Origin of the sequence: Winogradskyella aurantiaca, assembly GCF_003362725.1 — a bacterium.
Lineage (GTDB): Bacteria > Bacteroidota > Bacteroidia > Flavobacteriales > Flavobacteriaceae > Winogradskyella_A > Winogradskyella_A aurantiaca.
In genome coordinates, this window is record NZ_QKTV01000005.1 from 185,913 (window position 1) to 212,905 (window position 26,993).

At 39.8% G+C, this 26,993-nt stretch carries 19 protein-coding genes; 16 read left to right on the forward strand and 3 right to left on the reverse strand.

Annotated elements, in window-relative coordinates:
• Positions 1-31 precede the first annotated feature (31 nt).
• A complete protein-coding gene (gene uvrB / locus DN064_RS09970; protein WP_115462501.1) occupies positions 32-2,038 on the forward strand; it encodes an excinuclease ABC subunit UvrB in 2,007 nt (668 codons plus the stop codon).
• Between the two features lie 62 nt (positions 2,039-2,100).
• Here the strand turns inward: uvrB and DN064_RS09975 are convergent, their stop codons facing one another.
• The gene (locus DN064_RS09975) at positions 2,101-2,502 is read right to left on the reverse strand and encodes a TerB family tellurite resistance protein (RefSeq protein WP_115462502.1); all 402 of its coding nucleotides are present in this window, start codon (positions 2,500-2,502) and stop codon (positions 2,101-2,103) included.
• 224 nt (positions 2,503-2,726) lie between these two features.
• Between DN064_RS09975 and DN064_RS09980 the strand changes: the two genes are divergently transcribed.
• On the forward strand, positions 2,727-3,443 hold the full coding sequence (locus tag DN064_RS09980; protein ID WP_115462503.1) for an alpha/beta hydrolase: 717 nt from the start codon (positions 2,727-2,729) through the stop codon (positions 3,441-3,443).
• Positions 3,444-3,595: 152 nt separating this feature from the next.
• The gene (locus DN064_RS09985; RefSeq protein WP_115462504.1) at positions 3,596-4,297 is read left to right on the forward strand and encodes a phosphoadenylyl-sulfate reductase; all 702 of its coding nucleotides are present in this window, start codon (positions 3,596-3,598) and stop codon (positions 4,295-4,297) included.
• A gap of 51 nt (positions 4,298-4,348) precedes the next feature.
• Here the strand turns inward: DN064_RS09985 and DN064_RS09990 are convergent, their stop codons facing one another.
• Positions 4,349-4,693 (reverse strand): hypothetical protein, encoded by a 345-nt coding sequence (locus DN064_RS09990; RefSeq protein ID WP_115462505.1) that lies wholly within the window; start codon positions 4,691-4,693, stop codon positions 4,349-4,351.
• Positions 4,694-4,960: 267 nt separating this feature from the next.
• On the opposite strand from DN064_RS09990, the gene DN064_RS09995 reads away from it, so the two are divergent.
• Positions 4,961-5,974, forward strand: a complete 1,014-nt coding sequence (locus DN064_RS09995; protein WP_115462506.1) for a hypothetical protein — start codon at positions 4,961-4,963, stop codon at positions 5,972-5,974.
• A gap of 46 nt (positions 5,975-6,020) precedes the next feature.
• On the opposite strand, the gene sucC is transcribed toward DN064_RS09995, so the two are convergent.
• On the reverse strand, positions 6,021-7,211 hold the full coding sequence (gene sucC, locus DN064_RS10000; RefSeq protein ID WP_115462507.1) for an ADP-forming succinate--CoA ligase subunit beta: 1,191 nt from the start codon (positions 7,209-7,211) through the stop codon (positions 6,021-6,023).
• Positions 7,212-7,392: 181 nt separating this feature from the next.
• Here sucC and lysA point away from each other — a divergent pair, with 181 nt between their 5' ends.
• The 12 genes from lysA to DN064_RS10060 all read left to right on the forward strand — a co-directional run bounded on the left by lysA (position 7,393) and on the right by DN064_RS10060 (position 26,972).
• Complete coding sequence (gene lysA, locus DN064_RS10005; RefSeq protein WP_115462508.1) at positions 7,393-8,595, forward strand: diaminopimelate decarboxylase; 1,203 nt, start codon at positions 7,393-7,395, stop codon at positions 8,593-8,595.
• A 202-nt stretch (positions 8,596-8,797) separates the two neighbouring features.
• Positions 8,798-9,538 carry a hypothetical protein gene (locus tag DN064_RS10010; RefSeq protein ID WP_115462509.1) on the forward strand — a complete coding sequence of 247 codons (741 nt, stop codon included), beginning with the start codon at positions 8,798-8,800 and terminating at the stop codon, positions 9,536-9,538.
• A 67-nt stretch (positions 9,539-9,605) separates the two neighbouring features.
• On the forward strand, positions 9,606-10,508 hold the full coding sequence (locus DN064_RS10015) for a nuclear transport factor 2 family protein (RefSeq protein WP_157962282.1): 903 nt from the start codon (positions 9,606-9,608) through the stop codon (positions 10,506-10,508).
• A 102-nt stretch (positions 10,509-10,610) separates the two neighbouring features.
• The gene (locus DN064_RS10020; RefSeq protein WP_115462511.1) at positions 10,611-11,798 is read left to right on the forward strand and encodes a DUF1624 domain-containing protein; all 1,188 of its coding nucleotides are present in this window, start codon (positions 10,611-10,613) and stop codon (positions 11,796-11,798) included.
• Positions 11,799-11,801: 3 nt separating this feature from the next.
• On the forward strand, positions 11,802-13,424 hold the full coding sequence (locus tag DN064_RS10025; protein ID WP_115462512.1) for an arylsulfatase: 1,623 nt from the start codon (positions 11,802-11,804) through the stop codon (positions 13,422-13,424).
• A 94-nt stretch (positions 13,425-13,518) separates the two neighbouring features.
• Entirely contained in the window at positions 13,519-16,662 is a 3,144-nt protein-coding gene (locus DN064_RS10030; protein ID WP_115462513.1) for a VPS10 domain-containing protein, read from the forward strand.
• 24 nt (positions 16,663-16,686) lie between these two features.
• A complete protein-coding gene (locus DN064_RS10035; RefSeq protein ID WP_115462514.1) occupies positions 16,687-19,926 on the forward strand; it encodes a S41 family peptidase in 3,240 nt (1,079 codons plus the stop codon).
• Between the two features lie 61 nt (positions 19,927-19,987).
• On the forward strand, positions 19,988-20,287 hold the full coding sequence (locus DN064_RS10040; RefSeq protein WP_115462515.1) for an ankyrin repeat domain-containing protein: 300 nt from the start codon (positions 19,988-19,990) through the stop codon (positions 20,285-20,287).
• 13 nt (positions 20,288-20,300) lie between these two features.
• Positions 20,301-21,974, forward strand: coding sequence for a hypothetical protein (locus tag DN064_RS10045; RefSeq protein WP_115462516.1), 1,674 nt, complete (start codon positions 20,301-20,303; stop codon positions 21,972-21,974).
• A gap of 28 nt (positions 21,975-22,002) precedes the next feature.
• Positions 22,003-22,671: a DUF6090 family protein gene (locus DN064_RS10050; protein ID WP_157962283.1), complete on the forward strand. Its 669-nt coding sequence runs from the start codon at positions 22,003-22,005 to the stop codon at positions 22,669-22,671.
• Between the two features lie 134 nt (positions 22,672-22,805).
• The gene (locus DN064_RS10055; RefSeq protein ID WP_115462518.1) at positions 22,806-24,278 is read left to right on the forward strand and encodes a M28 family peptidase; all 1,473 of its coding nucleotides are present in this window, start codon (positions 22,806-22,808) and stop codon (positions 24,276-24,278) included.
• Between the two features lie 3 nt (positions 24,279-24,281).
• Entirely contained in the window at positions 24,282-26,972 is a 2,691-nt protein-coding gene (locus DN064_RS10060; protein WP_115462519.1) for a prolyl oligopeptidase family serine peptidase, read from the forward strand.
• Positions 26,973-26,993: the final 21 nt, after the last annotated feature.

Consider the following 26,993-nt stretch of genomic DNA (forward strand, 5'->3'; position numbering starts at 1 on the left):
ATAGGTCCAATTCAAATTGTAAATTTAAAGAATGAAATTTTCGATTGAATCAGACTTCAAACCTACTGGTGATCAGCCGGAAGCAATCGCACAACTTGCTGATGGCATTAGGAGCAATGATAAGTACCAAACCCTACTAGGTGTAACAGGATCAGGTAAAACCTTTACGGTGGCCAATGTTATTGAAGAAGTTCAACGGCCTACCCTAGTTCTGGCTCATAACAAAACCTTAGCAGCTCAATTATATTCTGAGTTTAAACAGTTTTTCCCTAACAGCGCAGTTGAATATTTTGTATCCTACTACGATTACTATCAACCTGAAGCGTATATACCCGTTACAGGGACTTATATTGAAAAAGATTTGTCGATCAATGAAGAGATTGAAAAGCTTAGACTGAGCACAACCTCTTCCCTACTATCAGGTAGGCGTGATGTCCTTGTGGTCGCCTCAGTATCCTGTTTATATGGTATTGGGAACCCAATAGAATTTCAAAAAAATGTTATTTCTATTGAGAGAGACATGGTCATTTCAAGAACAAAACTATTACACCAATTGGTTCAAAGTCTGTATTCCAGGACTGAAGCCGATTTTAAGAATGGTAATTTTAGAATCAAAGGGGATACTGTAGATGTCTTTCCGGGTTATGCTAATAACGCATTTAGAATTCACTTTTTTGGAGACGAGATTGAAGACATTGAAGCTTTTGATGTGCAGACTAATGCAGTGATTGAGCGGTACGATCGGCTAAATATTTATCCCGCCAATATGTTTGTAACATCACCAGATGTTTTACAGAATGCTATCATTAATATTCAGGATGATTTGGTTAAGCAATTTGATTATTTTAAAGACATAGGCAAGCATTTAGAGGCAAAACGATTAAAAGAACGTACCGAGTTTGATTTGGAAATGATTCGTGAGTTAGGGTATTGTTCCGGTATTGAAAATTACTCGAGATATCTGGATGGTCGTGCCCCGGGTACTAGACCCTTTTGCCTTTTGGACTATTTCCCAGATGATTATCTAATGGTGGTTGATGAAAGTCATGTTACCATCTCACAGGTTCATGCCATGTACGGTGGAGATCGAAGTCGAAAAGAAAATCTTGTGGAATACGGGTTTAGACTTCCCGCGGCTTTAGACAACAGACCGCTAAAGTTTGAAGAGTTTGAAGCCTTGCAAAATCAAGTCATCTATGTTAGCGCGACGCCATCCGATTACGAGCTTCAAAAGTCTGATGGTGTTTATGTGGAGCAAGTTATTAGACCTACCGGCCTTTTAGACCCCATAATTGAGGTAAGACCAAGTCTTAATCAGATCGACGATCTTATTGAAGAAATCCAGGTGCGAGTTGAGAAGGACGAACGTACGCTGGTGACAACACTGACAAAACGAATGGCAGAAGAACTGGTAAAATACTTGACGCGCATATCTATTCGTTGTCGTTACATCCACAGTGATGTGGACACCCTTGAACGCGTTGAGATCATGCAAGATCTGCGCAAAGGACTTTTTGATGTGCTTGTTGGAGTTAATCTACTTCGTGAGGGCTTAGATCTTCCCGAGGTATCTCTCGTTGCTATTTTGGATGCTGATAAGGAAGGCTTCTTACGATCAAACCGATCGTTAACCCAGACAGTGGGTAGAGCTGCAAGAAATTTAAATGGAATGGCCATTATGTATGCAGATACCATTACGGGTAGCATGCAAAGAACTATTGATGAAACCAACTACCGGCGCGAAAAACAGATGGCCTATAATACAAAGAATAACATTACACCAAAGGCACTAAACAAGAGCCTCGATAGTGTGCTAGCCAAAAATTCTGTAAGCACCTATCGTACCGAATTAGAAGCGAAAAAAGCAGCAGAACCAGAATCCAAATATTTGACCAAAGGAGAGCTGGAAAAGAAAATTAGAGAGACGCGTAAACAAATGGAACAAGCGGCCAAAGCGTTGGATTTTATGGAAGCCGCAAAATTTAGAGATGCCATTGTTGCCTATCAGGAACGACTGGAAGTATTAAAGCAGAAATAAAAAAGAGGTATCAATTAATAATACCTCTAGACAATGATTAAAATTAATACTTGCTAGTATCTTTAGTTATACTGAACTTTAAAAATATCTATCAAAAAGTCAGGTGGAACAATATTATCTGGGAAACTCTCCATTAGATCTAAAACTCGATTTATGGCCTCATGACCTAGACCCATTCGTAATCCAAAATTGTGAATTTTCTGTAATTGCTTTGCACTTTTATCATCACCAATATTCATTAATAATATAAGCCTGTGAAACTGAACTATACGCTCACTATGGGATTTAAGATGTACGTGAGTAGCTGGATTTTCGAAAAGATAATTAAAATCTTCCTCCGATATATCTAATTGCTTGGCAATACTTAATAGGAAGTTATATTCAATAGCCTTGATGTTAGAATCAGTTTGAGCAAAGGCAATCATTTCTGAAAGAAGGCTTAATTTTTCTAAACGATTATACATGAGTCTATGGGTTAATTCGTTAGGTTAAAATTATAACAGCCTTTGTAATTGTTATCATACAATAACTGTATCTTGTCGAAAAATAATTGTCACTTAGTCGGATTTTTTAAACGTTAATCATTTCGCATCCCTTGTCATCACTAATAGTTCAACGATTTATCCTGCTTTTAGTCCTTTTTAATACTTTAACTATTTTAAGCCAAAGAACTGCATCACAGCAAGTTATGACGTTTGAAATAGAAGTACCACAACTTCCTGGAGAGCGTCGTATTTGGGTCTATTTACCTGAACGCTACAATGCGACGAAAGAGGCATTTCCGGTGATGTACATGTTTGATGGACAAAATATATTTGATAAAGAAAGTTCATACGCAGGTGAATGGGAAGTGGATGAATATCTGGATACCATAAAAGCAGATCACATTATAGTGGCAATCGACCATGGTAATGAAGAGCGTTTAAATGAACTAACCCCCTATCAAAATCCTGAATATGGCGGTGGGGAGGGTGATTTATTCCTTGAATTTATAATTACAAGGTTAAAACCTTATATAGATGCAAACTTCCGTACCATAACAAACGCTGAAGGTACGAATATCGCTGGTGCCTCTCTTGGAGGCCTTATGGCCTATTATGCGGTTATTAAACATCAGGATTTGTTTTCAAAAGCTATTGCCCTGTCACCATCATTCTGGATCAATCCCCAGATTACAGAACTCACTGAGAAGACAAGAATTAGGGATAGTTCTAAATTCTATATTGTCATCGGGGCCGATGAAGGAGAGCTAATGATCAGTGCGTACCAACCAATTCTTGAGGTCCTTTTAAACAAAGAACTTACTCCCAAACAGTATTACATGGAACTTGTGGAAGGTGGTCACCATAATGAGGGGTTTTGGCAAGCCCAGTTCAAGCAAGCCTATCAGTGGTTGTTTAAATAATCGATCAATTGATGCATATATTTCCAAATTCAAATCAGTCTACTGCGAAATCCTCAATGAGCTAGTGCTCAATTTAAGAATCAGGCAATTATAATCCCAGAGGTTCAAACCTATGGACTAATGGCCTACCTTGCATATAAATAAGCACGACTATGCCCCTTCAAAAACTGAAAACAAATGAGGCCCCTAAATTTTCGGTCCGTGAGATTAAGAAATTAAATCGTAAGTATCAACAGTTATCAGTTAGAGATAGAATTACTAAGCTTTATCAGGATTTTAATCTTAATGATATCATGCTTACAAGTTCCTTTGCAGCCACCTCAGCATTCCTTTTAAAACACATTTCAGATGCAGCTGTCCAGCAGAAGGTATATTTTATTGATACGGGGTATCATTTTGAAGAAACGCTGGCATATAAAGCGCAATTGTCTGAACAGTACCAACTTGAGGTCATTTCTATTTCCGCTCTTAAAGAAGAACATGAATTTACTACGAACGACCAAACATGGCTTAAGAATCCAGACTTTTGTTGTAGTATTAATAAGGTCAACCCCTTGGATCGTGTCAAGAAGAATTACAACATCTGGATTTCAGGTTTGATGAAATGGCAATCAGACCACAGAAAGACCTTAGATATTTTTGAACTCAGAGGAGATATTCTAAAATTTTATCCCTTACTAGATGTCACCAAACAAGAACGGGATGAATATATTTCAAAACACAACTTACCCTTTCACCCTTTGGTGAGTAAAGGCTATCATTCTATTGGCTGTAAACATTGTACAGTGCCAGGAGATGATCGTTCGGGGCGTTGGAATAACAATCCCAAAACCGAGTGTGGTTTACATCTATAAAAAAACCGCCAAAAACCTAAGTTCTTGGCGGCTCTCTTAAAAACCTAACTATTAAATTGATTTCACTTTAACAGGAACTTTATAAGTTTTCTGCTTTCCACTAAAGTCTGTGTCTAATTTTTCGTAATTCAAACGATTTTTGATGTAAGATTCTAAAGTCTCATGATCAGAATCTACTGATAAAACCACAATTTCGTTTTCTTGATTAACAGTTAAAATTATCATAGCATTTAGCTCATCATCAATTTGAAATGATGGGTTTTCTAATAACTTGCTAACCGTTTTACTAATCTCATTTGATTTCTCAGCAGTTTTTTTTACAGGTTCTGTGCTAGCTGAAAGAGCACCGCTGAACGTAAATGCTACGGCCAGTAATAAAACTTTTAATGTTTTCATAATTGTTCGATTTAAATGATTGACACCTAAAAGACGAGGCCGATTTAGAATTGTTACGCTTTTTTTATTCTATTAACGCTTATTTAACGCTTTTTATCATTGCTTAACACTTGTGTTTAAAGTAGTTATTTAAGATCTTAAACAAAATAAGTAGCTTCTGGACTAATTTCTGTCTTTATAATGTATTACTATTTGGCATACTCATATTCTTCTCATATATTTATATAGTCAACCTATTATTGTGATATTAAATTCGAATGAACAATTATGAAAAATACCATTCTCTTAGCCACACTCTTGTGTGTTATGGGGCTAAACAGTCAAGAGGTTGACACCACCTCAATTACTAAAAATGAATATCCCTACGTTTTACCTATTCTAGGAAAGAAAGCCTATGAAAAAGGCTATACTTTACCTCTCCCCTTTAGTGCCTCAATAGGAACAATATTTAATAAGCAGGGAATTATATTGGAAAACTTTAGAATGGCTTTTACTCAAGGAGATGAAATCCCTGATTTTGAGCGATTAGATCCAATAAGCGAACTCATTCAATTTGGACCCTCACAAGGTAGAATTAATACTCTATTTGGGCGAATTGAAGCTTGGGTACTCCCTTTCATATCGGTGGGTGGCTATTACGGAAAGGTTTGGGGAAAGCAAACCATAACCTTACTTGAACCGATAGCAATTGAGTCTAATACTGATATAAACGGGCAATATTACGGTATCAACTTAGTTGGCGTTATTCCTGTAGGACCAGTTATTTTACAAGGTGATTATTCATGGTCCTGGACAACCAACGAGCGTCTGGACAAGCCGGTTAAGGTTAGAGTTAGCGGCATGCGAGTCATGAAACGTTTTGTGAGTAAAACAAATCCATCTAAATTTTGGGCAGTATGGGCAGGAGCACAATATCAGAACTTAGAAGGAACAACTTCCGGAAAGATAGGTTTGGGAGAGGCTTTAGATTTAACCCCAGAAGATATAGAAGAATTTGACCAGCAGTGGGAAGAATATACTATGAGCCCGGAGTGGGATGCTCTTAGTCTTGCAGAAAAAACAAAAGCCACAACAGCTTATAATATTATTAGAAATGCGGCAACAAATTTGGAGGATACCACTGTATATTATCAATTTGATAAACGTTTGGAATTTGAATGGAATATGGTAATTGGCGGGACCTATGTCTTTAATAAGCACTGGGCTATTAGAGGAGAATATGGTCTACTTAAAAGCAAACAATCCCTAATGTTCCAGGTAGCCTATAACTTTGGTTTATAAAAAAAGCCCCATAGATGATGGGGCTTTTAATCCTTATTTGTCTAGTCTAGGCTAATACTTCATGTACTTTATCTGCTGCTTCCTGAAATTCAGTGGCACTGAGCACGTCCAGGCCTGAATTATCAATAAGATCCTTTGCGATATCGGCATTGGTTCCTTGTAAGCGCACAATAATTGGCACAGGAACAGATCCCATGTTTTTGTAGGCATCAATTACCCCTTGTGCAACTCGGTCACAACGTACAATACCACCAAAAATATTGATTAAAATGGCCTTTACATTAGGGTCCTTGAGAATAATTTTAAATGCTGTTTCCACTCTGGCTGCATCAGCAGTTCCACCTACGTCCAAAAAGTTAGCAGGTTCCCCACCAGCTTGTTTAATAAGATCCATGGTAGCCATTGCTAAACCAGCACCATTAACCATACAACCCACATTGCCATCTAAATCCACATAGTTAAGGCCAACTTCTTTGGCTTCCACCTCAATTGGGTTCTCTTCTCTAATATCTCTTAAGGCAACATAGTCTTTATGTCTGTATAGGGCATTGTCATCAATGGTCACCTTAGCATCAACAGCCATGATTTTGTCATCACTAGTCTTTAACACCGGGTTGATCTCAAACAAAGACGAATCCGACTTGACGTAGGCCGTGTATAAAGCAGTCACGAATTTGGTCATGTCTTTAAATGCAGCTCCTGATAATCCTAAATTAAAAGCTACACGTCTGGCCTGAAATGGCATGATACCAACAGCAGGGTCAATTTCTTCTGTAAAAATCAAATGTGGAGTCTCTTCGGCAACAGTTTCAATGTCCATTCCACCTTCAGTTGAATACATAATCATATTTCTACCTGTAGCACGATTCAAAAGAACAGACATATAAAACTCACTGGTTTCTGATGGTCCAGGATAGTAAACATCCTCAGCCACTAATACCTGGTGCACCTTTTTACCTTCAGCTGATGTTTGCGGAGTAATAAGATTCATACCAATGATTTGGTCGGCAATTGATTGAACCTCCTCTAAGTTTTTAGCAAGCTTCACACCACCACCTTTTCCACGGCCACCTGCATGGACTTGAGCTTTAATCACGTGCCATCCAGTTCCTGTTTCTTCGGTTAGTTTTTTGGCCGCAGCAACAGCCTCATCGGCAGTTTGGGCAACAATACCGCGTTGTATACGCACACCGAAACTACTTAATATGTCTTTACCTTGATATTCGTGTAAATTCATTGATCTTTCAAAATTTTTTAATGACGCAAAAATAATTAATCACAGCGTTTTAGACTAACATTTAAAATGAGAAAAAATTCATGAAAAGTTAAATAATTAACAAAATGTAAAAAATAATTAAATTTTAGTAATTTTTTCCTCGTAGAATCACCTAAAATCTATATTTGTCCAAAATGTTGCTATGAGTTTAGACCTTCTAAGTATTGTAGAAGAATTTGGTAGTCCAGTATATGTTTATGATGCTGATAAAATTGCCTATCAGTATAACCGCCTGACATCAGCCTTTAAAAACGTACACCAATTGCGTTTAAATTATGCTGTTAAAGCGCTTTCCAATATTTCAGTATTAAAGCTCTTTAAGCAATTAGGCTCTGGATTAGATACTGTTTCCATTCAAGAGGTGGAGCTTGGACTTAGAGCTGGATTTGATCCAGAACAAATTATATTTACCCCTAATGGTGTATCTCTCGAAGAAATAGAAAAGGTATCAGCCAAGGGTGTACAAATCAATATCGATAATTTAAGCGTATTAGAGCAGTTTGGTTCTAAATATCCCGATGTTCCTGTGTGTGTGCGTATCAACCCTCATGTTATGGCTGGCGGTAATACCAATATATCTGTGGGTCATATAGACAGTAAGTTTGGGATTTCGATACATCAAATACCTCACCTACTGCGTATCGTTGAAAATACCTCCATGCATATTAATGGGATCCACATGCACACTGGTAGCGATATTTTAGATATTGATGTATTTCTATACGCCAGTGAAATTCTCTTTGAAACAGCCAAAAACTTCAAAAATTTAGAATTTATTGATTTTGGATCTGGGTTTAAAGTGCCCTATAAAGCCAATGATATTGAAACTAATGTGGAAGAATTGGGTGAGAAACTAGGAGAACGCTTTAACGAGTTTTGCCAGGAATACGGGGGCGAATTAACCCTTACTTTTGAGCCTGGCAAATTTATGGTGAGTGAAGCTGGGCAGTTCCTTGTTAAAGTCAATTCGGTTAAACAAACGACCTCAACGGTATTTGCACAGGTGGATTCTGGGTTCAACCATTTAATAAGACCCATGATGTATGGATCGCAGCATGAAATCGTTAACATTTCTAACCCTCATGGGAAGGAACGCTTCTACTCAGTGGTTGGGTATATATGCGAGACAGATACCTTTGCTAATAACAGAAGAATTGCCGAAATAAAAGAGGGAGATATCCTAAGTTTTAAAAATGCAGGAGCCTACTGTTTTACCATGGCAAGTAACTACAATTCGCGTTACCGACCTGCCGAAGTGTTATGGTATAACAACCAAAGTTATTTGATTAGAGCTCGTGAAACTTTTGATGACATTATTAGAAATCAAATAGAGATTTCGCTCTAATTCATTTAAATTTCTTATTTTTAAGGAGTTGTCAACATTTAACCTAGTTGATAATGATTCTTTTAATAGCAAAATTTAGAGTCCATTAATTAGTAGCTCCAATTATTTTGCCCTCTTCTCGTGATACTATTTTAGCGCCTTAGCGCTCAAACCATTTTGTTATGTATTGAATTGAAACTTTAATCAACTAAATCAATACATTATGAGAAAACTATTATTCACCTGTCTTTTAGCCCCATTATTCTTGGTGGCACAAAATGACACAAAGATTATTAACCTCACTCAGGTTAATGTGAAGATGGGCCATGAAATGCAATTCATGGAAGGCATGAAAATGTACAAAAAATGCTACGTGAACAACAATGGCGCCAATGAATGGAATGCCTGGCGTCAGGTTCAAGGAAAAAACATGACCATGGCATTTACAGACACTATGGATAAGTGGGCTGAAATGGACGATCAGAGCGATCCAGCTGGTAACACTTGCCGTACCATGTTTAATGAATTCATTATGCCACATGTAGCTGGATATGAAAGCTCTATGGCAACCACCATGCCAGATGTAAGTCCAGCTGAAGCCGTTTCAACGGACAAGGTATGGGTGACGTATTTTAGAGTTAACAATTCTTCAGATTTTATGGATGCTATTAAGACCGTGTCTTCTGCCATGAAAGAAGTAGAAGGGCAACCTCGTGGCTATTGGTATGCCTTTGCAGGTGGTGGCTCAGATTCTGCTGATTACATGGTAGCCTGGCCTTTTGAAAATTATGCCGACCTCGATGTAGATATGGATGGCGTTTGGGAAGTATGTGCCAAAAAGCACGGTCAAAAGAAAACTGATGAAGTACGTGCGAAATTCCGCGCTTCATTGGATGATTCCTGGGCTTATATCTATGATAAGAGTGAGGACCTGACGTATTCTAAAGCTGAAGAAGCTAACTAATTTAATAAGGTCTTAATAGAATTTAGCTGTTAAGGCCTTTTTATTTCCTAACTATAAAACGATTTAAATGAGATACTTAATAATTCTAATCTTATGCGCAATGCTCACCGTGAGCTGCAATAGCGATGTACGATACACGCAACAATCCTCCGAAATTGAAACTGTAAAACAACATATCAACAACTACAATGATATGAATTACGATCTAGCTTTTATGGCAGACAACTCCTATTCATTCTTTAATACAAAAACTGATTCTCTTTCCAAGAATGATTTGATTGCCTATCATAAAGCCAATGATGCCAACTATTCTAGCAGAGGGTTCCTGGCAGAGGATCAGGAGTTCGAAATGGTGGTTACCGATCGTGGAGATACTTGGGTAAATGCCTGGTTGGATTGGAGTGGAACTATTAACGGTAGCGACAAAGCCATTGTAATTCCTATTCATTTGACTTATAAGTTTGAAGATGGCAAAATCACTCGAGAGCTAGGTTACTGGGATCCGTCACCTTTAATGGATGAGATGGAAGCCATTGCAGCTAAAAGCTCAGGGTCAAGCGCGTCTGGTGGTGGCTCGGCATCAAGTGCGTCTGGTGGTGGCTCGGCATCAAGTGCGTCTGGAAATGGATCAGCGTCATCAGATTCTAACCGACCAGAAGTGACCGAAGTTTCAACTATTGAGGAAATGTCTGCTTCAGACCCTGAGGCGGCTAAAATGAGTGCTGACCAATTAAGCGCTACTGTGGCAAGCCGCTTGAGAAATCCAAACTTTGCAGTTGATGAAAATTCTAAAGCACGGATTAGACTCACCGTTAACAGTGCCAATCAAATCGTAGTATTAGGAGTTGATGGCGGCAATAAAGATGTTAAAGAATTTATTCTTGACCGACTCAACTATTATCATCTGGACTACGAATTCAGCGATAAACTGAAAGCTTATTCAGTTCCGGTAACTCTCGTTGCCAATTAATTAATTTAATGGATAAAAAAGCCTCTTGATGAGGCTTTTTTTTATTCTCTAAACTATGTCCAGAATAATTGCGTTAACTTGTAGTAACTAAAAATCAATCAATTGATCAAAAACACCGAGCGGATCCAGTCCATTGATGTACTAAGAGGATTGGTCATGGTTTTAATGGCCTTGGATCATGTTAGAGATTACACAAACACGGGTTACATGTTTATCGATCCAACTAATCTCGACTATACAACTCCATCCTTATTCTTTACGCGGTGGATTACCCATTTTTGCGCACCGGTCTTTGTATTTCTTGCAGGAACATCTGCATTTCTCTATGGGGCTAAATACAGTTCAAAGAATCGTTTGTCTAAATTTCTATTTACACGTGGCATCTGGTTGGTGCTAATTGAATTAACAGTAGTAAACTTTTCATGGACCTTTGACATAACTCTGAGTGTTCATATTTTTCAAGTTATTTGGGCCATTGGCATTTGTATGATTTTTATGGCAGCCTTAATTCGGTTGCCCAAAAAACTACTCTTGGTTCTTGGATTAATCATTGTTTTTGGTCATAATATGCTTGATGGGATCTCAGCTGATGGTTCAACGGTTCAAGATGTCATTTGGTACTTTACACACCAACACCACTTTCTGGTGATTAATGAGGGTACGGGCATGTTGGCCATTGCTTATCCATTCTTGCCCTGGTTAGGCATAATGATTCTTGGTTATTGTTTTGGTCATTTCTACCAGAGAGGATTTAACCCACGCATCAGACGTAAATACCTTCTGATTTTTGGCATTGGATCCATTTTATTGTTCTTTATATTGAGATTCATAAATGTTTACGGTGATCCACGATTATGGGAAGTAAGAGATTCTTTTGCGTATACATTGTTGTCTTTTCTAAATACCACTAAGTATCCCCCCTCTCTCATTTATACACTCATGACCCTGGGGCCTGCCTTTATTTTTTTAAATCATATTGAATTGGTTAGAAATAGATTTTCAAATATAATGGTCACGATTGGACGGGTGCCATTCTTCTATTATGTGATACATCTATACCTCATTCATATCATAGGAATGGCCGTGTTACCAATTTTAGGCGAGGATTGGAAAGAACTATTACTTTCTGTTGATGCTTTTAAAAGCGGCTATCTCGCCACTATTGGCTTCGATCTTTGGGTTACTTATTTGGTTTGGGTGCTTGTCATACTCATATTATATCCTCTGTGTAGAAAATTTATGCAATACAAAGCTGCCAACAAAGATAAATGGTGGTTAAGCTATTTATAGTTTATGAGTAGATATCTTTCAAAGTACATCGGGATTCTGGTTTTATTGTTTCATGGATGGATTCAATCGCAATCCCAACCTAATATCTTATTAATACTAGCAGACGACCTCGCCTTTACGGATATGAGCTGCTTTGGTGGCGAAATTCCAACACCTAATCTGGACAAGATAGCTTCTCAGGGTATCCGTTTTTCGCAATTTCATACAGCACCGTACTGTGCAGTTACCAGAGCCATGGTTTTAACTGGTAATAATAACCATGTTGCGGGAATGGGAAGTCAGGACTTAAGAACCAATGTAGAAGGTTATGAGGGTCACCTTTCGAACCGTGTGGTGACCATACCACAATTATTAAAAACCAAAGGTTTTTCAACCTTTATGGCCGGAAAATGGCATTTAGGAACTCAAGTCGAGGACAATCCACATCATAAGGGGTTTGATAAGTCCTTTGTAATGCTGGAAGGCGCAGCTAATCATTACAACAACGTCGGTGTTCTTCGCGAACCTGCCATTTCTCCATATACTGAAAATGGCCAGCAAACAGAATGGCCTAAAGGAGCCTATTCAACAGATTTGTATACAGATAAGCTATTATCCTATATAGAGCAGGCCCATAGCAATAATTCTCCATTCTTTGGCTTTGCAGCTTACACCTCCCCGCACTGGCCGCTTCAGGTAGACGAGAGGCACTGGAAAAAATTCGAAGGAAACTACAAAGGAGGCTATGACTCCTTGAGGATTGCTCGGTTTAAAGGTGCTATTAAGGCTGGTCTAATTTCAGAGAATGCCCAACTACCCGCTAGATTTCCCGAGGTTGTTTCATGGAAAAATTTATCGACTCAAGAGAAAAAAATTGAAGAACGGAAAATGGAGCTCTATGCTGGTATGGTAGATAATCTGGATTATAATGTTGGCCGATTAATAACCAAACTCAAGGAATTGGGAATTTATGAGGACACCATAATTATGTTCATGTCGGACAATGGTGCCGCAGCAGAAGACTTTGTCAATCATTCTTACTTCGGCCCTTATATTAAACAACATTTTGATAATAATTATAACAACATGGGACAACCGGATTCTTATGTGTCTTATGGGCCTCAATGGGCCGAAGCCGGTTCCGCCCCCTTTAAATACTTCAAAGGATATACCACAGAAGGTGGTATGAGAGCACCACTTATCATTTCGGGCCTGCAAATAAAGAGGTCCAATTCACTAGAAACACAGTTTTTGACCTTAATGGACATTGCCCCAACACTGTATGATTTGCTGGAAATATCTTATCCTTCTGAATACAATAGTCATGAGATAGAAGCCTTAAAAGGGGCATCCCTTTTACCTTTATTCAAGGATGATACTATTAAGATTCACGACGAAAATTACGTTTTTGCCCTAGAACACAGAGGCTATACCATGTTGCGTAAGGGCGACTGGAAATTAGTTAACATACACTCCCCATTGGACTTCAAAAACTTTGAACTGTACAACATTAAATCCGACCCGGGTGAATCGGTTAATATAAGACGTCTGCATCCTAATAAATTTGAATCATTAATGCTAGAATGGGAAGCGTTTTCAAAAGAAGTTGGTGTGGTAACTCCTACCCCAAAGTCAGGTGCGCATTAATTGTTGATCCTTTTAAAAAACTGAGAGAATTTCACTACCTTTTCGTTTCTATTTTCCATGCCCCGGCAAATAGCAATCAACCAACATCATAAAAATGAAAAAAAACATCCTATTGCTTGTATTGGCTTTATGTGCCTTTAGCTTAAGTCATTCACAAAAATCCAAAAAGAAATCTTCAAATACTACTAATTCTCATTTCCAGGATAGTCTAATTCACGGATTAAAATGGAGAAATATCGGCCCTTTTAGAGGTGGAAGATCCGTGACATCCACAGGGGTCACCGGTGACCCACTCACCTATTATATGGGCTCTACAGGTGGTGGAGTTTGGAAAACACAGGACGCAGGAATTTCCTGGAAGAATATTTCCGATGGCCATTTTAAAATGGGCACTGTTGGTGCCATTGCTGTGTCGGAATCTGATCCCAATATAGTCGTTGTAGGCATGGGTGAACACGCTGCCCGAGGTGTTATGACTTCAATGGGTGATGGTGTTTATAAATCAATGGATGCCGGAAAAACCTGGACGCATTTAGGCCTTGAAAAAACAAGACATATTTCAGATGTTATCATTCATCCCACCAATCCAGACATCATCTTCATTTCAGCGCAAGGGGCTCAGTACGCCCCATCAGAAGACCGTGGAATTTACAAGACTACAGATGGTGGAAAGAACTGGACCAAGGTCTTCTATATTGATACTACTACGGGTTGCTCATCCATAAGTATGGACTATAACAATCCAAGGATTTTATATGCCTCTATGTGGCAACACCGACGTTATCCCTGGTACATGGAATCAGGAGGTAAAAGTTCTGGTTTATTCAAATCAACTGATGGAGGAACCACCTGGAATGAAATGACTGAGGGATTACCAGAAGATTTAGGAAAATCTGGGATATCCGTTTCACGTGCAGATTCGGAAACGGTATACGCTGTCATTGAAGCAGAAGGCGAGAAAGCTGGAGTCTACAAATCTACCAATGCAGGCGATAAATGGACTCAGGTTAATAAAGACCGAATCAACATTACCAGATCATGGTATTATATGGAGATTTTTGCTGATCCTCAAAATGCGAATGTGGTGTATGTGCTCAATGCCCCAGTAATGAAGTCCATTGATGGAGGTAAAAGCTTTTCAAATATTCCTGTACCCCATGGTGATAATCATCATCTTTGGATCAACCCAAAGAACAATGAGGTCATGATTAATTCCAATGACGGTGGGGCTAACATCTCTTTTAATGGAGGTAAAAGCTGGAGTACACAGAAAAACCAACCTACTGTTCAATTTTATAGGGTTATTACAGACAATCGTTTCCCTTATTACGTTTATGGCGGTCAACAGGACAATTCAACAGTAGCCATAGCTAGTAGAACCAATGATGGGGGAATTGGATGGAAAGATTGGTATGCCACGGCAGGTGGTGAAAGTGCCTATTTGGCTTTTGATCCTGATGATCCAACAACGGTTTATGGTGGTACTTACCAGGGAAATCTGAGTCGCTGGACTATGGATTCTAAAGAACAAAAATCCATCAAACAATATCCAGAACTAGGCCTGAGTATTGCACCTAAAGATTCTAAATACCGTTACAATTGGAATGCACCTGTAATTACTTCCCCCCACGATAGAAACACCATTTACCATGCTGGAAATATGGTATTTAAGAGTACCAACGAAGGACAAAGCTGGGAAGTGGTAAGTCCTGACCTTACTAAAAATGAGATAGAAAAGCATGGTCCTGGAGGAGGTCCTTTTACGAACGAAGCAGCAGGAGGTGAAAATTATAATACGATTACGGCTTTAGTAGAATCCCAACATGAAGAGGGAGTTCTATATGCAGGAACAGATGATGGTACCCTTCAAGTGACAAAAGATGGAGGAGCTAACTGGACCAATGTTACTCCTAAGGGAATATCAGATGGCATCATTAATAGTATTGACATTTCAGAGCACGATCCAGCAAAAGTATACATTACGGTAATGCGCTATAAAAGTATGGATCTAACACCACACATTTTCAAATCATCTAATTATGGAAACTCCTGGACCAAGATTGTCTCTGGAATCGACGATCCTAATGGATTCGCAAGAGTGGTAAGGGCTGACAAAAAGAAAGATGGCGTCTTATACGCAGGAACAGAAGTGGGCATGTATCTATCTGTAAATGATGGAGCAAGCTGGCAGAAACTACAATTAAACTTACCCATAACACCAATCAATGATTTAATTATTCAGGATAATGATTTGGTAGCTGCTACTGGAGGGCGCGGATTTTGGATATTGGACGATCTGGCTGTATTTCAACAAGCTGATAAAAGTGATGCCTTAAAAATTTACCAACCAAAGGACACACCAATATTCTTTGGAGGGAACTCAAATGCAGTTGGCCAAGGACAAAACCCAAGATCAGGTGTACTTATTGATTATTTTCTGCCTGAAGAAGTTGACTCCTTGGAACTCACATTAGAAGTACGTCAGGATGGTAAGCTTATTAGAAACTATAGCAGCAAAAAACCAGAAAATTTTAGAAGCTGGCCTGGTGGACCACCGTCACCTCAGGTTCTTCCCGCTAAACAGGGCTTTAACCGTTTTGCCTGGGGCTTTGATCGTAATTCACTACCACCAGTAGATGACGTCTTTGTGTTCGGGTATTTGGGTGGATCTACAGTTGCTCCTGGAACCTATTCCTTAAAGTTAACGCTTGGTGATACTTCTTCAGAAACAACAGTGAATGTGCTTCCAAATCCAGCAATAGAAGCATCTAAACAAGATTACATAGAACAACAAACCATGTTATTGACTATCGAAGAAACTGTGAAAGAAATGCACAATGCTGTCAATAATATGCGCTCTGCCAAGGCACAAATTAAGAACTTCGAAAAACTGCTTAAAAATCAAGAAGGTTCGGAGGATCTAATTACGAAAGGTAAAGAGCTTTCGAAACGCATTTCAACCTGGGAAGAAAACCTAATTCAACCAAAGCAAAAAACCTTTCAGGATGTGATCAATTTTAACAACAAACTCAATTCGCAATTGTTAAACCTAGCAGGCTATATAAATCAGGCAGATCCAAAGGTAACCCAAGGTGCAAAAGAGCGTTTAAAAGACCTTTTGGCAGATTGGCGTGTTTACAAGGATGAACACGATGCTATTGTTAGTAAAGAAATGGCTGATTATAACACAGCCTATAAAGCATTAAACTTACCTGCCATTGTATTAAAACAGAAATAATCATCAATCGTTAGCATTATCATTATGAAACAACCATTCATCTACTTATTTATAGGTCTTTTGTTAGGACAACTGAGTATCGCTCAAGGAACCAGATTATTACGCGACCCTGACATTAGCGATACCCATATCGCATTTACTTACGGAAGCGATATCTGGATTGTTGATAAAACTGGTGGTCTGGCCAAACGCATCACCAGTACTCCAGCCATTGAAGCGCATCCCCACTTTTCTCCTGATGGTAAGTGGATTGCATTTAGTTCCAATCGTGCAGGGGTCAGCAACGTTTATGTTGTTTCTATTGAGGGTGGTACTCCAAAACGACTTACCTGGCATCCAACAGGGTCCAGAGTTAGAGGATGGACTAATGATGGAAGCTCGGTACTTATGAGCAGTAGTCGGGATACGGCTCCAAGAGGTTACGACAGACTTTATACCGTATCCGTTGATGGAGGTTTGCCAAAACTTATAAGCTCCCAATGGGGTTACGATGGAGACTATTCTCCAGACGCCTCTCAAATGATCATTGATAAAATGGATCGCTGGGATGTGGAATGGCGCGCCTATCGAGGGGGACAAAATACTCCATTAATTATAATGGATTTGGATACGCAGAACGAAATCCTATTACCAAATACAGATCGAACCACCGATATTAAACCACTATGGTTAAATGATAACATCTATTTCCTATCCGATCGTGATCTGGTAGCCAATATCTGGTCGTTTGACCCTTCCAATTCGCAACTCAGTCAAGTGACCCAATTTAAAGGCTCAGATATTAAAAATATCAATGGATATGGAAACACGCTTGTTTATGAAAGAGATGGCTTTATTCATACTATGGATATAAGTTCCGGTAATTCCTCACAATTAAACATCGAGGTAGTTGGCGATTTCCCGTGGGCCGAAACCAAATGGGAAAACGTAACAGGGCGAGCGCAATCAGCTTCGCTCTCCCCTAACGGTAAGCGTGTCATCCTGCAAGCAAGAGGAGACATCTTTACAGTGCCTATTGAAAATGGCGATTCCAGAAATATCAGCAACACCTCAGGAGTGGCAGACCGTAGACCATTATGGTCACCAAAAGGTGATAAGATTGCCTGGTTTTCAGATGCGAATAGAAAAAACTACCAATTGATAGTGAGTAATCAGGATGGTACAAAAATTTTAGACAAAATAGACATTGGTGAATCAAAATTAGGATGGAGTCCCAGTTGGTCTCCTGATGGGAGTCACATTGCCTTCGTAGATGACGATGTGCGTCTGAGAGTGGTTAATTTAAAATCGAAAAAGATCAAGACGATCGATATTGGTGGCATCAACATTGAGCGTGGTGCTATTGAATTAAAATGGTCTCCAGATTCGAAATGGATTGCCTACGCCAAAACGGGTGATAATATGCTTCGGCAAATTTATTTGTGGTCCAGAGATTCTGGATCATCAACGGCCATTACCGACCCTTTTGCAGATTCTTTCTCACCGGCATGGGATCTCAACAAAAAACAACTGTATTTCTTAGCAAGTACGAACATTGCCTTAGGATCTGGATGGGCCAATACCAGTTCCATGGCGTCGGATGAAACCTATGGTGCCTATGTTGTTAACCTGGACGCCGGCGACACCTCCCCGTTTAAACCTAAAAGTGATGAGGAAGACATAACAGAAGATGACGAATCGTCGAAGGATGAGAAAAAAGATGGAAAGGATAAAAAGAAGGAAGCTTCAGGTCTTAAAATAGATTTCGATAATATTGGTAGACGCACTTTGCCCATGCCGGTACCAGTAAGAAGTTATGCCTACATATTGGCGGGTCCTGAGAATACAGCCTTTTTAGCAGAGCGTGTGCCCAATAGCCGAGGATTAACACTTCATAAGTTCGATCTTAAAAAGCAAGAGAGCAAAGAGTTTACAGCTGGCGCTAGTGGCACATTTATAACCCCAAATGGTAAACATATGCTCGCACGAATCAATGGTGGATGGAAGCTGGTAAAAACCAGCGGATCTAATGCCAAAGGGGCCAAATCCATCAAACCAAACCTACAGATGAAACTCAACAGAACCGAAGAGTGGGAGCAAATGTTTGAAGAGGCCTGGCGTTATGAGCGTGATTATTTCTATGATCCTAATATTCATGGCCGGGATTGGAATGTTGTATACAAACGATATGCACCTTTAGTGCCTTTTATAAAACACAGAGCAGATCTCACCTATATTTTTGATCAAATGAATGGAGAATTATCCGTAGGTCACAGCTTTGTTGGCGGTGGAGATTATCCAGAAGTAGAGCGCAACCAAGTAGGTCTTCTCGGCGCTGATTTTGGCCTTGAGAATGGACGTTACCAAATCAAACGAATCTACACCACAGAAAACTGGAATCCAGGATTAGAAGGACCCCTGGATGCCCCAGGATTAAATATAAAGGAAGGCTATTACATTGTTGGCATCAACAATCAGGAGCTCAGCTCAGATGATAACATATTTGAATTCTTAGACGGCACATCTGGAAAACAAACGGTATTACATGTTAATTCCTCACCAGAATTCGATGGGCATTGGACTGAAATTGTAGAACCCTTGAGAAGCGAAAATTCCCTAAGGCAACGTACCTGGGTAGAAGACAACAGACGCCGTGTAGATGAACTCTCCAATGGAAGATTGGGCTACATATGGGTACCCAATACAGGGGGACCAGGGTTTGTGTCCTTCAATCGGTACTTTTTTGCACAACAAAATAAGGAAGGAGCGGTGATAGACGAACGTTTTAATGGAGGAGGTTTATTGGACGACTACATGGTAGATCTTATGACCAGAAAAGTGCGCGCAGCATTAACCAATGAGGTCCCTAATGGAAAACCATTTACCTTACCCGCGGGAATTTTAGGTCCAAAAGTATTACTCATTAACGAGCTAGCCGGTTCTGGTGGAGATTATTTCCCATGGGTCTTTAGACAACAGAAGGCCGGTAAACTTATTGGTATGCGCACCTGGGGTGGCTTGGTTAAGTCCTCAACACACTATCTTATGATTGATGGAGGACGATTAACTTCGCCTGATAATGCCGTTTTTGATCCTGTTAAGAACGAATTCATTGCTGAAAATGTTGGTGTGGCACCAGACATAGAAGTACGACAGGATGCTAAATCCTTGAATGCTGGTAGAGATGCACAGCTGGAACGTGCTGTAGAAGAACTAATGAAACAATTGGGTACTAAACAGGAAATAAAAGTACCAACCTATAATAAGCCGGCAATAGGCAATTAAAAAGATAAAGAAGGGATGGCCTCACATCGATAAGGCTTCACTTAGCGAATGTCATCAATTTATGGAAAACTACCCTATAAGTCATCTCGCTATAAGCCTGGAAAAAGGGGCATTAGAATCGGCGCGTTACTTTATAGATGCTGGTGCAGATTTAGAGCTGGTCTGCTTTGATAAAACCCCTTTAATGTATGCGGTCAAACATGGTCACCTTGAACTGGTCACCTACTTAATAGAAAAAGGAGCACGAGTTGACGTCATTTCGGTAGAAGACAAAACTGCACTCGATTATGCCATTAAATACGGCCATCCTGAAATTGAAGCCTATTTAAGAACTGTGATATCCAAACCTAATACCAACTAAACCCATTCTAATTATGAATCTCACTCAAAAATCATATGTACTTATAATTGCCACCATTTTTTTCTTTAATTGTGAGCATAAGTCAAGCGTCACTGTTGAAACCAAGGACCAATCTAGTTTTAAAACCTACGAGGAGTTAGTTGACTTATTTAAAGAATGGAGGGTTTTAGAAACGCCTCCGCTTCTAAATGGGGCTCCAGATTACACAGCTGCTACGTATACCAAACGCTGGGAATCTTTTAAAAAACTGCAAAAACGACTTCAGCAAGCTGATACCACTGGTTGGTCCATACCTCAACAGGTAGATTATATGATCGTCTGGGCCGAGATGAATGGTTATGATTTTAACCACAGGATCCTCAAGTCATCGGCTCGCGATCCAGCGTTCTATAAAACAGTTTGGACTTATAAAAGCGATGTACCAGCTCATGAAGGGCCCACCCATCATGCCACCTTAGAGCTTTGGACCTACGACTTTCCTTTGAGCACTGAAGAACGATTTCGTTTTGTTTCAGATTTAAAAGTTATTCCAGCTTTAAATACCCAGGCACAACAAAACCTAACAGGTAATGCTAGAGATCTTTGGATAGCTGGAATCCGGGACATTGAAACACAAGCTTCAGTCTTGAAGGAAGTATTAGCATATCCAGGCGTTGCTGAAGACCCAGAACTGGTTGGTCTAATTGAGACATCCATAAGTTCTACAGAAGACTTTGCTAGCTGGCTTAAGACCGAAAGTGAAAATAAAACCGGTCCTTCTGGTATAGGTAAAGACAATTACACCTGGTATCTACAAAATGTGCATCTGGTCCCACTAAGCTGGGAGGACGAAGTAATGCTTCTAAAACGTGAATTAGCCAGAGCCTGGTCGGCCTTAAAATTAGAAGAGCACCGCAACAGGCACTTACCAGAATTGGTGGCTGTCGATTCGCCTGAAGCTTATGATGCTATGGCTGATGCCGCCGCAAGGAGTCTAATGACCTTCTTAGAAGAGCAGGACATCCTAACTGTAAAGCCCTATTTTGACCCAGCGCTAAGGGAACAGCTGGGAAGTTTTATCCCAGAAGAAGAACGGAACTTTTTTAGAATTGGTCAGCACTACGATCCAAGACCGCTCTTTTCACACTTTTACCATTGGTTTGAATTAGCCCGGATGGAAGAAGAGCCCAATAACAGTCCCATAAGACGCGGACCCCTACTCTACAATATTTTTGATTCCAGAAATGAAGGCATGGCAACGGCTGTAGAAGAGATGTTTTTACAAGCAGGCTTATACGACGATAGCCCACGATCCAAGGAAATTGTATATATCATGATTGCCCAGCGGGCCGCTAGAGGACTGGGGTCTTTGTACGCTCATGCTAACGAAATGACCATGGAGGAAGCTGGAGGTATACACAGTGAGTATACCCCTAGAGGCTGGATGAAAACCGAAAAAGAGCTCCTCATATTTGAACAGCATTTGTACTTAAGACAACCTGGCTATGGTACCAGTTACATTACAGGGAAATACCTATTGGAAGCAACAATGGCAGACTTTGCAAAGCAAAAGGAGACCATGAATAGTCCTTTCACTACCAAAGCGTTTTTTGACAGCTTAAACAACATTGGGAATATTCCAATATCCTTAGGACATTGGGAATTAACAGGCTCAAAAGATCATTTAAGAACCATTTTAAATGATTAAATATTTTCGCCATATTCGCTTTAAATATATGAACCAAAACCAAACTTCACGCTACATAAAATACGCCATTGGAGAGATCATCCTGGTGGTTATAGGAATTTTAATTGCCCTTTCAATTAACAATTGGAATGAAGACAGAAAAGCAAGACAGCAAGAAATAAAATTGGTCTCCCAATTACTGGAAGATGCCAAAAACGATTCTATTTTTTATCAATCACGATTACTCCTGTTTAACGGTCAAATCAGTACATATCGGCTACTCTTAAATCAGTGTGATGGTAGAATGGAATCCAACGATACCATTACCCTTAGAAACGAAACCTCTCCTTTTACAATGGCTGCAGATCAGTCTATTGTAATGAGCAATAAAATTGACTACAATGATATTAGTGACGAAGCCATAAAAAGAAGACTTCGTGACTATGCTCTAAGCTATACCTACATTACCAAAGCCATATCAAATCATTCCAATTTAATCAGCAGTGAAATAAGAAATTTGGCTAAATCGCGCAATTTGGATTTCGGAAATAATGAGGCAAAGTTAACCGAGTTTTCGGTCATATGTGATATTCCCAATATACAAGGAGTTTTGAGATTATGTTTGGGGTATTCCCAAAATGCCCAAGAACAAGCCGAAAGGTTTATTGCAAATAATGAAGCATTGATTGTATCGTGTAATGATTTTTTCAATAACTAATTTGTTCAAAAAAAGACTATTTGAGAGCCTTTTCAACTCTAAGAGAAACTTAAAGAAAGATTAAATTCAGTCGCTTTATACAATAAGCCTTCTTCCAATTTGTATATTTAGAAACTAACATTACAATACCCTTTATGAAACAACTAATTACCTGTGCACTGGGCCTACTAATCGCATGCTCATGTGCCAAAGATGATAAAACCCTAACTGAAAAAACGGTGAATCAGGAAACTATAAAAGAACACATATACTTCCTCACAGACGATTCTCTCAAAGGTCGGGAAACTGGCACCGCCGAGCTTAAAAAAGCAGCCGCCTACCTAGCTCGGCAGTTTGAATCCTATGGGGTGTCACCTAATCCAAAATCAGGCAATTACTATCAGGATGTTACCTTATCTCAAACAGCACCACCTGAACTTTTAGCGGTAACCATTAACGAAAATCCCGCAACAGACCTTGTTGCCGTAAATGCTGGAAAAGCAGAATTCAACAATGCGGTTTACCTAGGGTATGGTATGGAATCTGACTATGCCAACCAGGACGTGACAGGCAAAGTAGTGGTGCTTAAAGCTGGAAATGATCAAGCTAAGGATGCCCGCGCCGCTTATGGATTAAGACAACAAAAACAAGAATTAGCCCAGTCCAATGGTGCCGTGGGCATCATTGAATTGTTAAATGCTCAAGACCAAATGTGGGGCTTCATCTATGACAGTTTTACAAGAACCGGTGTCTCATTAAAACGTCCAGAACAAGAAGAATCTTCAGATTTTCCTTATGTCTGGGTATTGGATACCGACGCCATATTGGCAGATAACCTGGAATCCAATGGCCTGAAGTCCGCGAGTCTGAGCATGTCGGGCTCCAATAACAAAGACATCGTATCCTATAATGTTGTAGGCGTTGTAGAAGGCACTGACCCAGTACTTAAGGATGAGTATATTATCTATTCAGCCCACTATGATCACGTCGGGATAGGAACTCCTGACGAATCTGGAGATGACATTTACAATGGTGCCAGAGATAATGCTGTTGGTACCACAACCGTTTTAAGTATGGCAGAGAATCTTGCTAAATATCCAACCAAGCGATCGGCTTTATTTATACTGTTCACAGGGGAAGAAAAGGGCTTACTAGGGAGTAGATTCTATGTTGACAATCCCATTTTACCTCTAGAACAGATGGTCTATTGTTTTAATAGTGACAATGGTGGTTATAATGACACCTCATTAGCCACTATTGTTGGACTTTCCAGAACGACTGCAGAAAAACACATCATGAGGGCTGCTGATACTTTTGGATTAAAAGCTATTGACGACCCAGCAGGAGAGCAAGGGCTTTTTGACAGATCTGATAATGTGAATTTTGCTCGTAAGGGTATTCCAGCCCCTACCTATTCTTTGGGTTTTAGTGCTTTTGATGCCGAGATCACTAAATATTACCACCAGCCAGGTGATGAGGCTGATACCTTAGACTATGATTACCTGTTGCAATTCTTCCAGTCTTATGTGTACTCTGGACGATTAATTGCCAATGACCCTGAAACTCCAAGATGGACAGAGGGCGATAAATATGAACCTGTTTCGAAAGAACTTTATAATATCAATTAACAAATGAAACCCACCAACCCTTTATTCCTAAGCATTCTTTTAGTTGTCATCTCGCTTGGTATTCGAGCTCAAGATGCACAGAAATGGACGCCAGAAGATATTATTAACACGGAGTCTATAGGATCAGTATCAGTGTCGCCAGATAATTCCATGGTCGTTTGGACCAAGCGCAAGGGGGTTAAATCAAAAGATGCCTTTGTATCCAATCTTTATTTAACAAGACTGGACATGGAAACAGATAAAGGGTTTAAAACCATTGCCTTGACCAATGGGGAGGACAATGACTACAATCCTATTTTCTCTAAAGATGGTGAATACCTCTATTTCCTATCATCTCGGGATAAGGGAAAAAACCTTTACAAATTAAGTATCTACGGGGGTGAAGCCCAAAAGGTGGCCAACTTTAAAAACGGCATTTCATCCATACGATGGAAAGACGAAAACACGATATTGTATCAGTCCAATGATGGAAAGACGCTTTATGAGCAAGAGCTTGAGAAACTAAAGGACAACGTGGTAGTGGTTGAAGATAGTGTTAATTGGAAACCCAATCATGTCTACGCATACGACCTTAATACTAAGAAGTCAACCCGGTTAACCAACAACCCAAAACCCTTGGCAGGTTATACAGTCTCAAGAACAGGCAAATGGCTAATCTATGGAATGAGTCGTAGTACCTACTATGCATCGGATGCCCAAAAGGAGCCTTTTCAATACTTGGTAAACACTGAAACGGGACAAGTAACTCAAATCCTCACAGATTTCGACTACCCAACTTATGGCTTCCAATTCACGGCAGATGATGCTGGCTTTTATTTCTCATCCGAATACGGATCTGACCCTGAATGGAATGGCGCTGGTATCAACGAGCTTTACTATTTTGATTTAGCCTCAATGGCTTATACCAAGGTTAATTTGGATTGGGATATGGGACATGCTGGAGGTTATCAAGTACAAGGCTCGGACGTTATTGTATCCTTGGCCAACAAAGCTACACGCCGTTTGGCATATTACAAAAAGAATGGAAATTCATGGACTAAAAAGACCTTCGATCTCAAGGATAAAAACGATCATGTGTTTATTTACACCTTGAGTCTAGACGGTACTAAAATGATCTACAATTACTCCACCGCCTCTCGCCTACCTCAGTTCCTTGTAGCGGACCTTAAGGGAGCAAAGATTTCAAATGAAAAAGAGTTGGTTAAACTCAATAAAAAACTTGCTAAAAAGCCTATAACCAGAAGCGAGGTCATGGTATGGAAAGGATACAATGGTGAAGAAGTAACGGGCTTATTGTACTACCCAGAAAACTATGAAGAAGGCAAACGCTATCCTTTAATGTTATCCATTCACGGGGGGCCTTCAGGAGTAGATTTAGACCGTTGGTCTGAGCGTTGGAGTACCTATCCAAACATATTAGCCCAACGTGGTATGTTTGTTTTTAAACCCAATTATCACGGATCATCAAATCACGGCCTTGACTTTGTAGAAAGTATTAAGAAGAACTACTACGAACCGGAAATGGAGGACATCATGAATGGTATTGAGGTTTTAAATCAAGAAGGTAAAATAGATATGGATCAATTAGGTACCATGGGCTGGTCTAACGGTGCCATCATCACCACGATGTTAACAGTGCGCTATCCAGATATGTTTAAAGTGGCTGCCCCAGGGGCCGGAGATGTCAACTGGACCTCAGATTATGGTACCTGCAGATTTGGGGTGAGTTTTGACCAGAGTTATTTTGGTGGTGCTCCTTGGGATGATGTTAAGGGAAAAACCTATAACGAGAATTACATCCTAAAATCACCGCTCTTTGAAATTGAGAAAATAAAGACTCCTACCATCATTTTTCACGGAAGTTCGGATCGCGCGGTTCCAAGAGATCAGGGATGGGAATATTATAGAGGATTACAACAAGTAGGTAAAGCACCCGTGCGCTTTTTATGGTTTCCGGGACAACCTCATGGTTTACGAAAAATCACCCATCAATTGCGCAAAATGAAAGAAGAACTCAAGTGGATAGACACGTATCTCCTTAAAAAAGAACCAGACACTGGCAAGAGCTTTAAAAAGGACAGTCCACTAGCCCAACTAAAGGCCTTGGAATCCGTAAGTACAGTGGACGGCTTGTATGGGATTGTAGCAAATAATTCTATCATTCCCGAAACCAGATTAGTTAAGGCTGATTCCATTGCCATTGGTGTCTTTGAGGTTACCAATGCACAATTCAAGGCTTATGATTCCGGCTTTAATTTTGATGTCGGTCAGGATAATTATCCCGCACTCGTAACTAAGCAACAGGCTCAAGAATATACACAATGGCTAAGTCAGCTTACCGGAGACACCTATAGATTGCCAAATGCTGGAGAAGCTGAAGAACTACACTCTATGGCTCATAAGGTAGGTGGTAAGGAGAACACCCTTAACAACTGGGCTGGCTACGCACTGGTTAAAAGTGATGCGATAAAACTTCAGGAACAGATTAAAAGCCTAAAACTAAGTCTACTGAAACCGGTAGGCAGCTACAAATCATCAAAAGTAAGGGAGGCTGTAGTTTATGATTTAGGCGGCAATTTGGCAGAACATTTTGACAATGGCGTTTATGGTTATAGTGCCTATGATTTTTGTGATCCGTCAGATTCTACTATGACATCCAGTTCGTATACTGGATTTCGCATAGTTAAAGAGTGACAAAGGTTAAATCTGAATTAA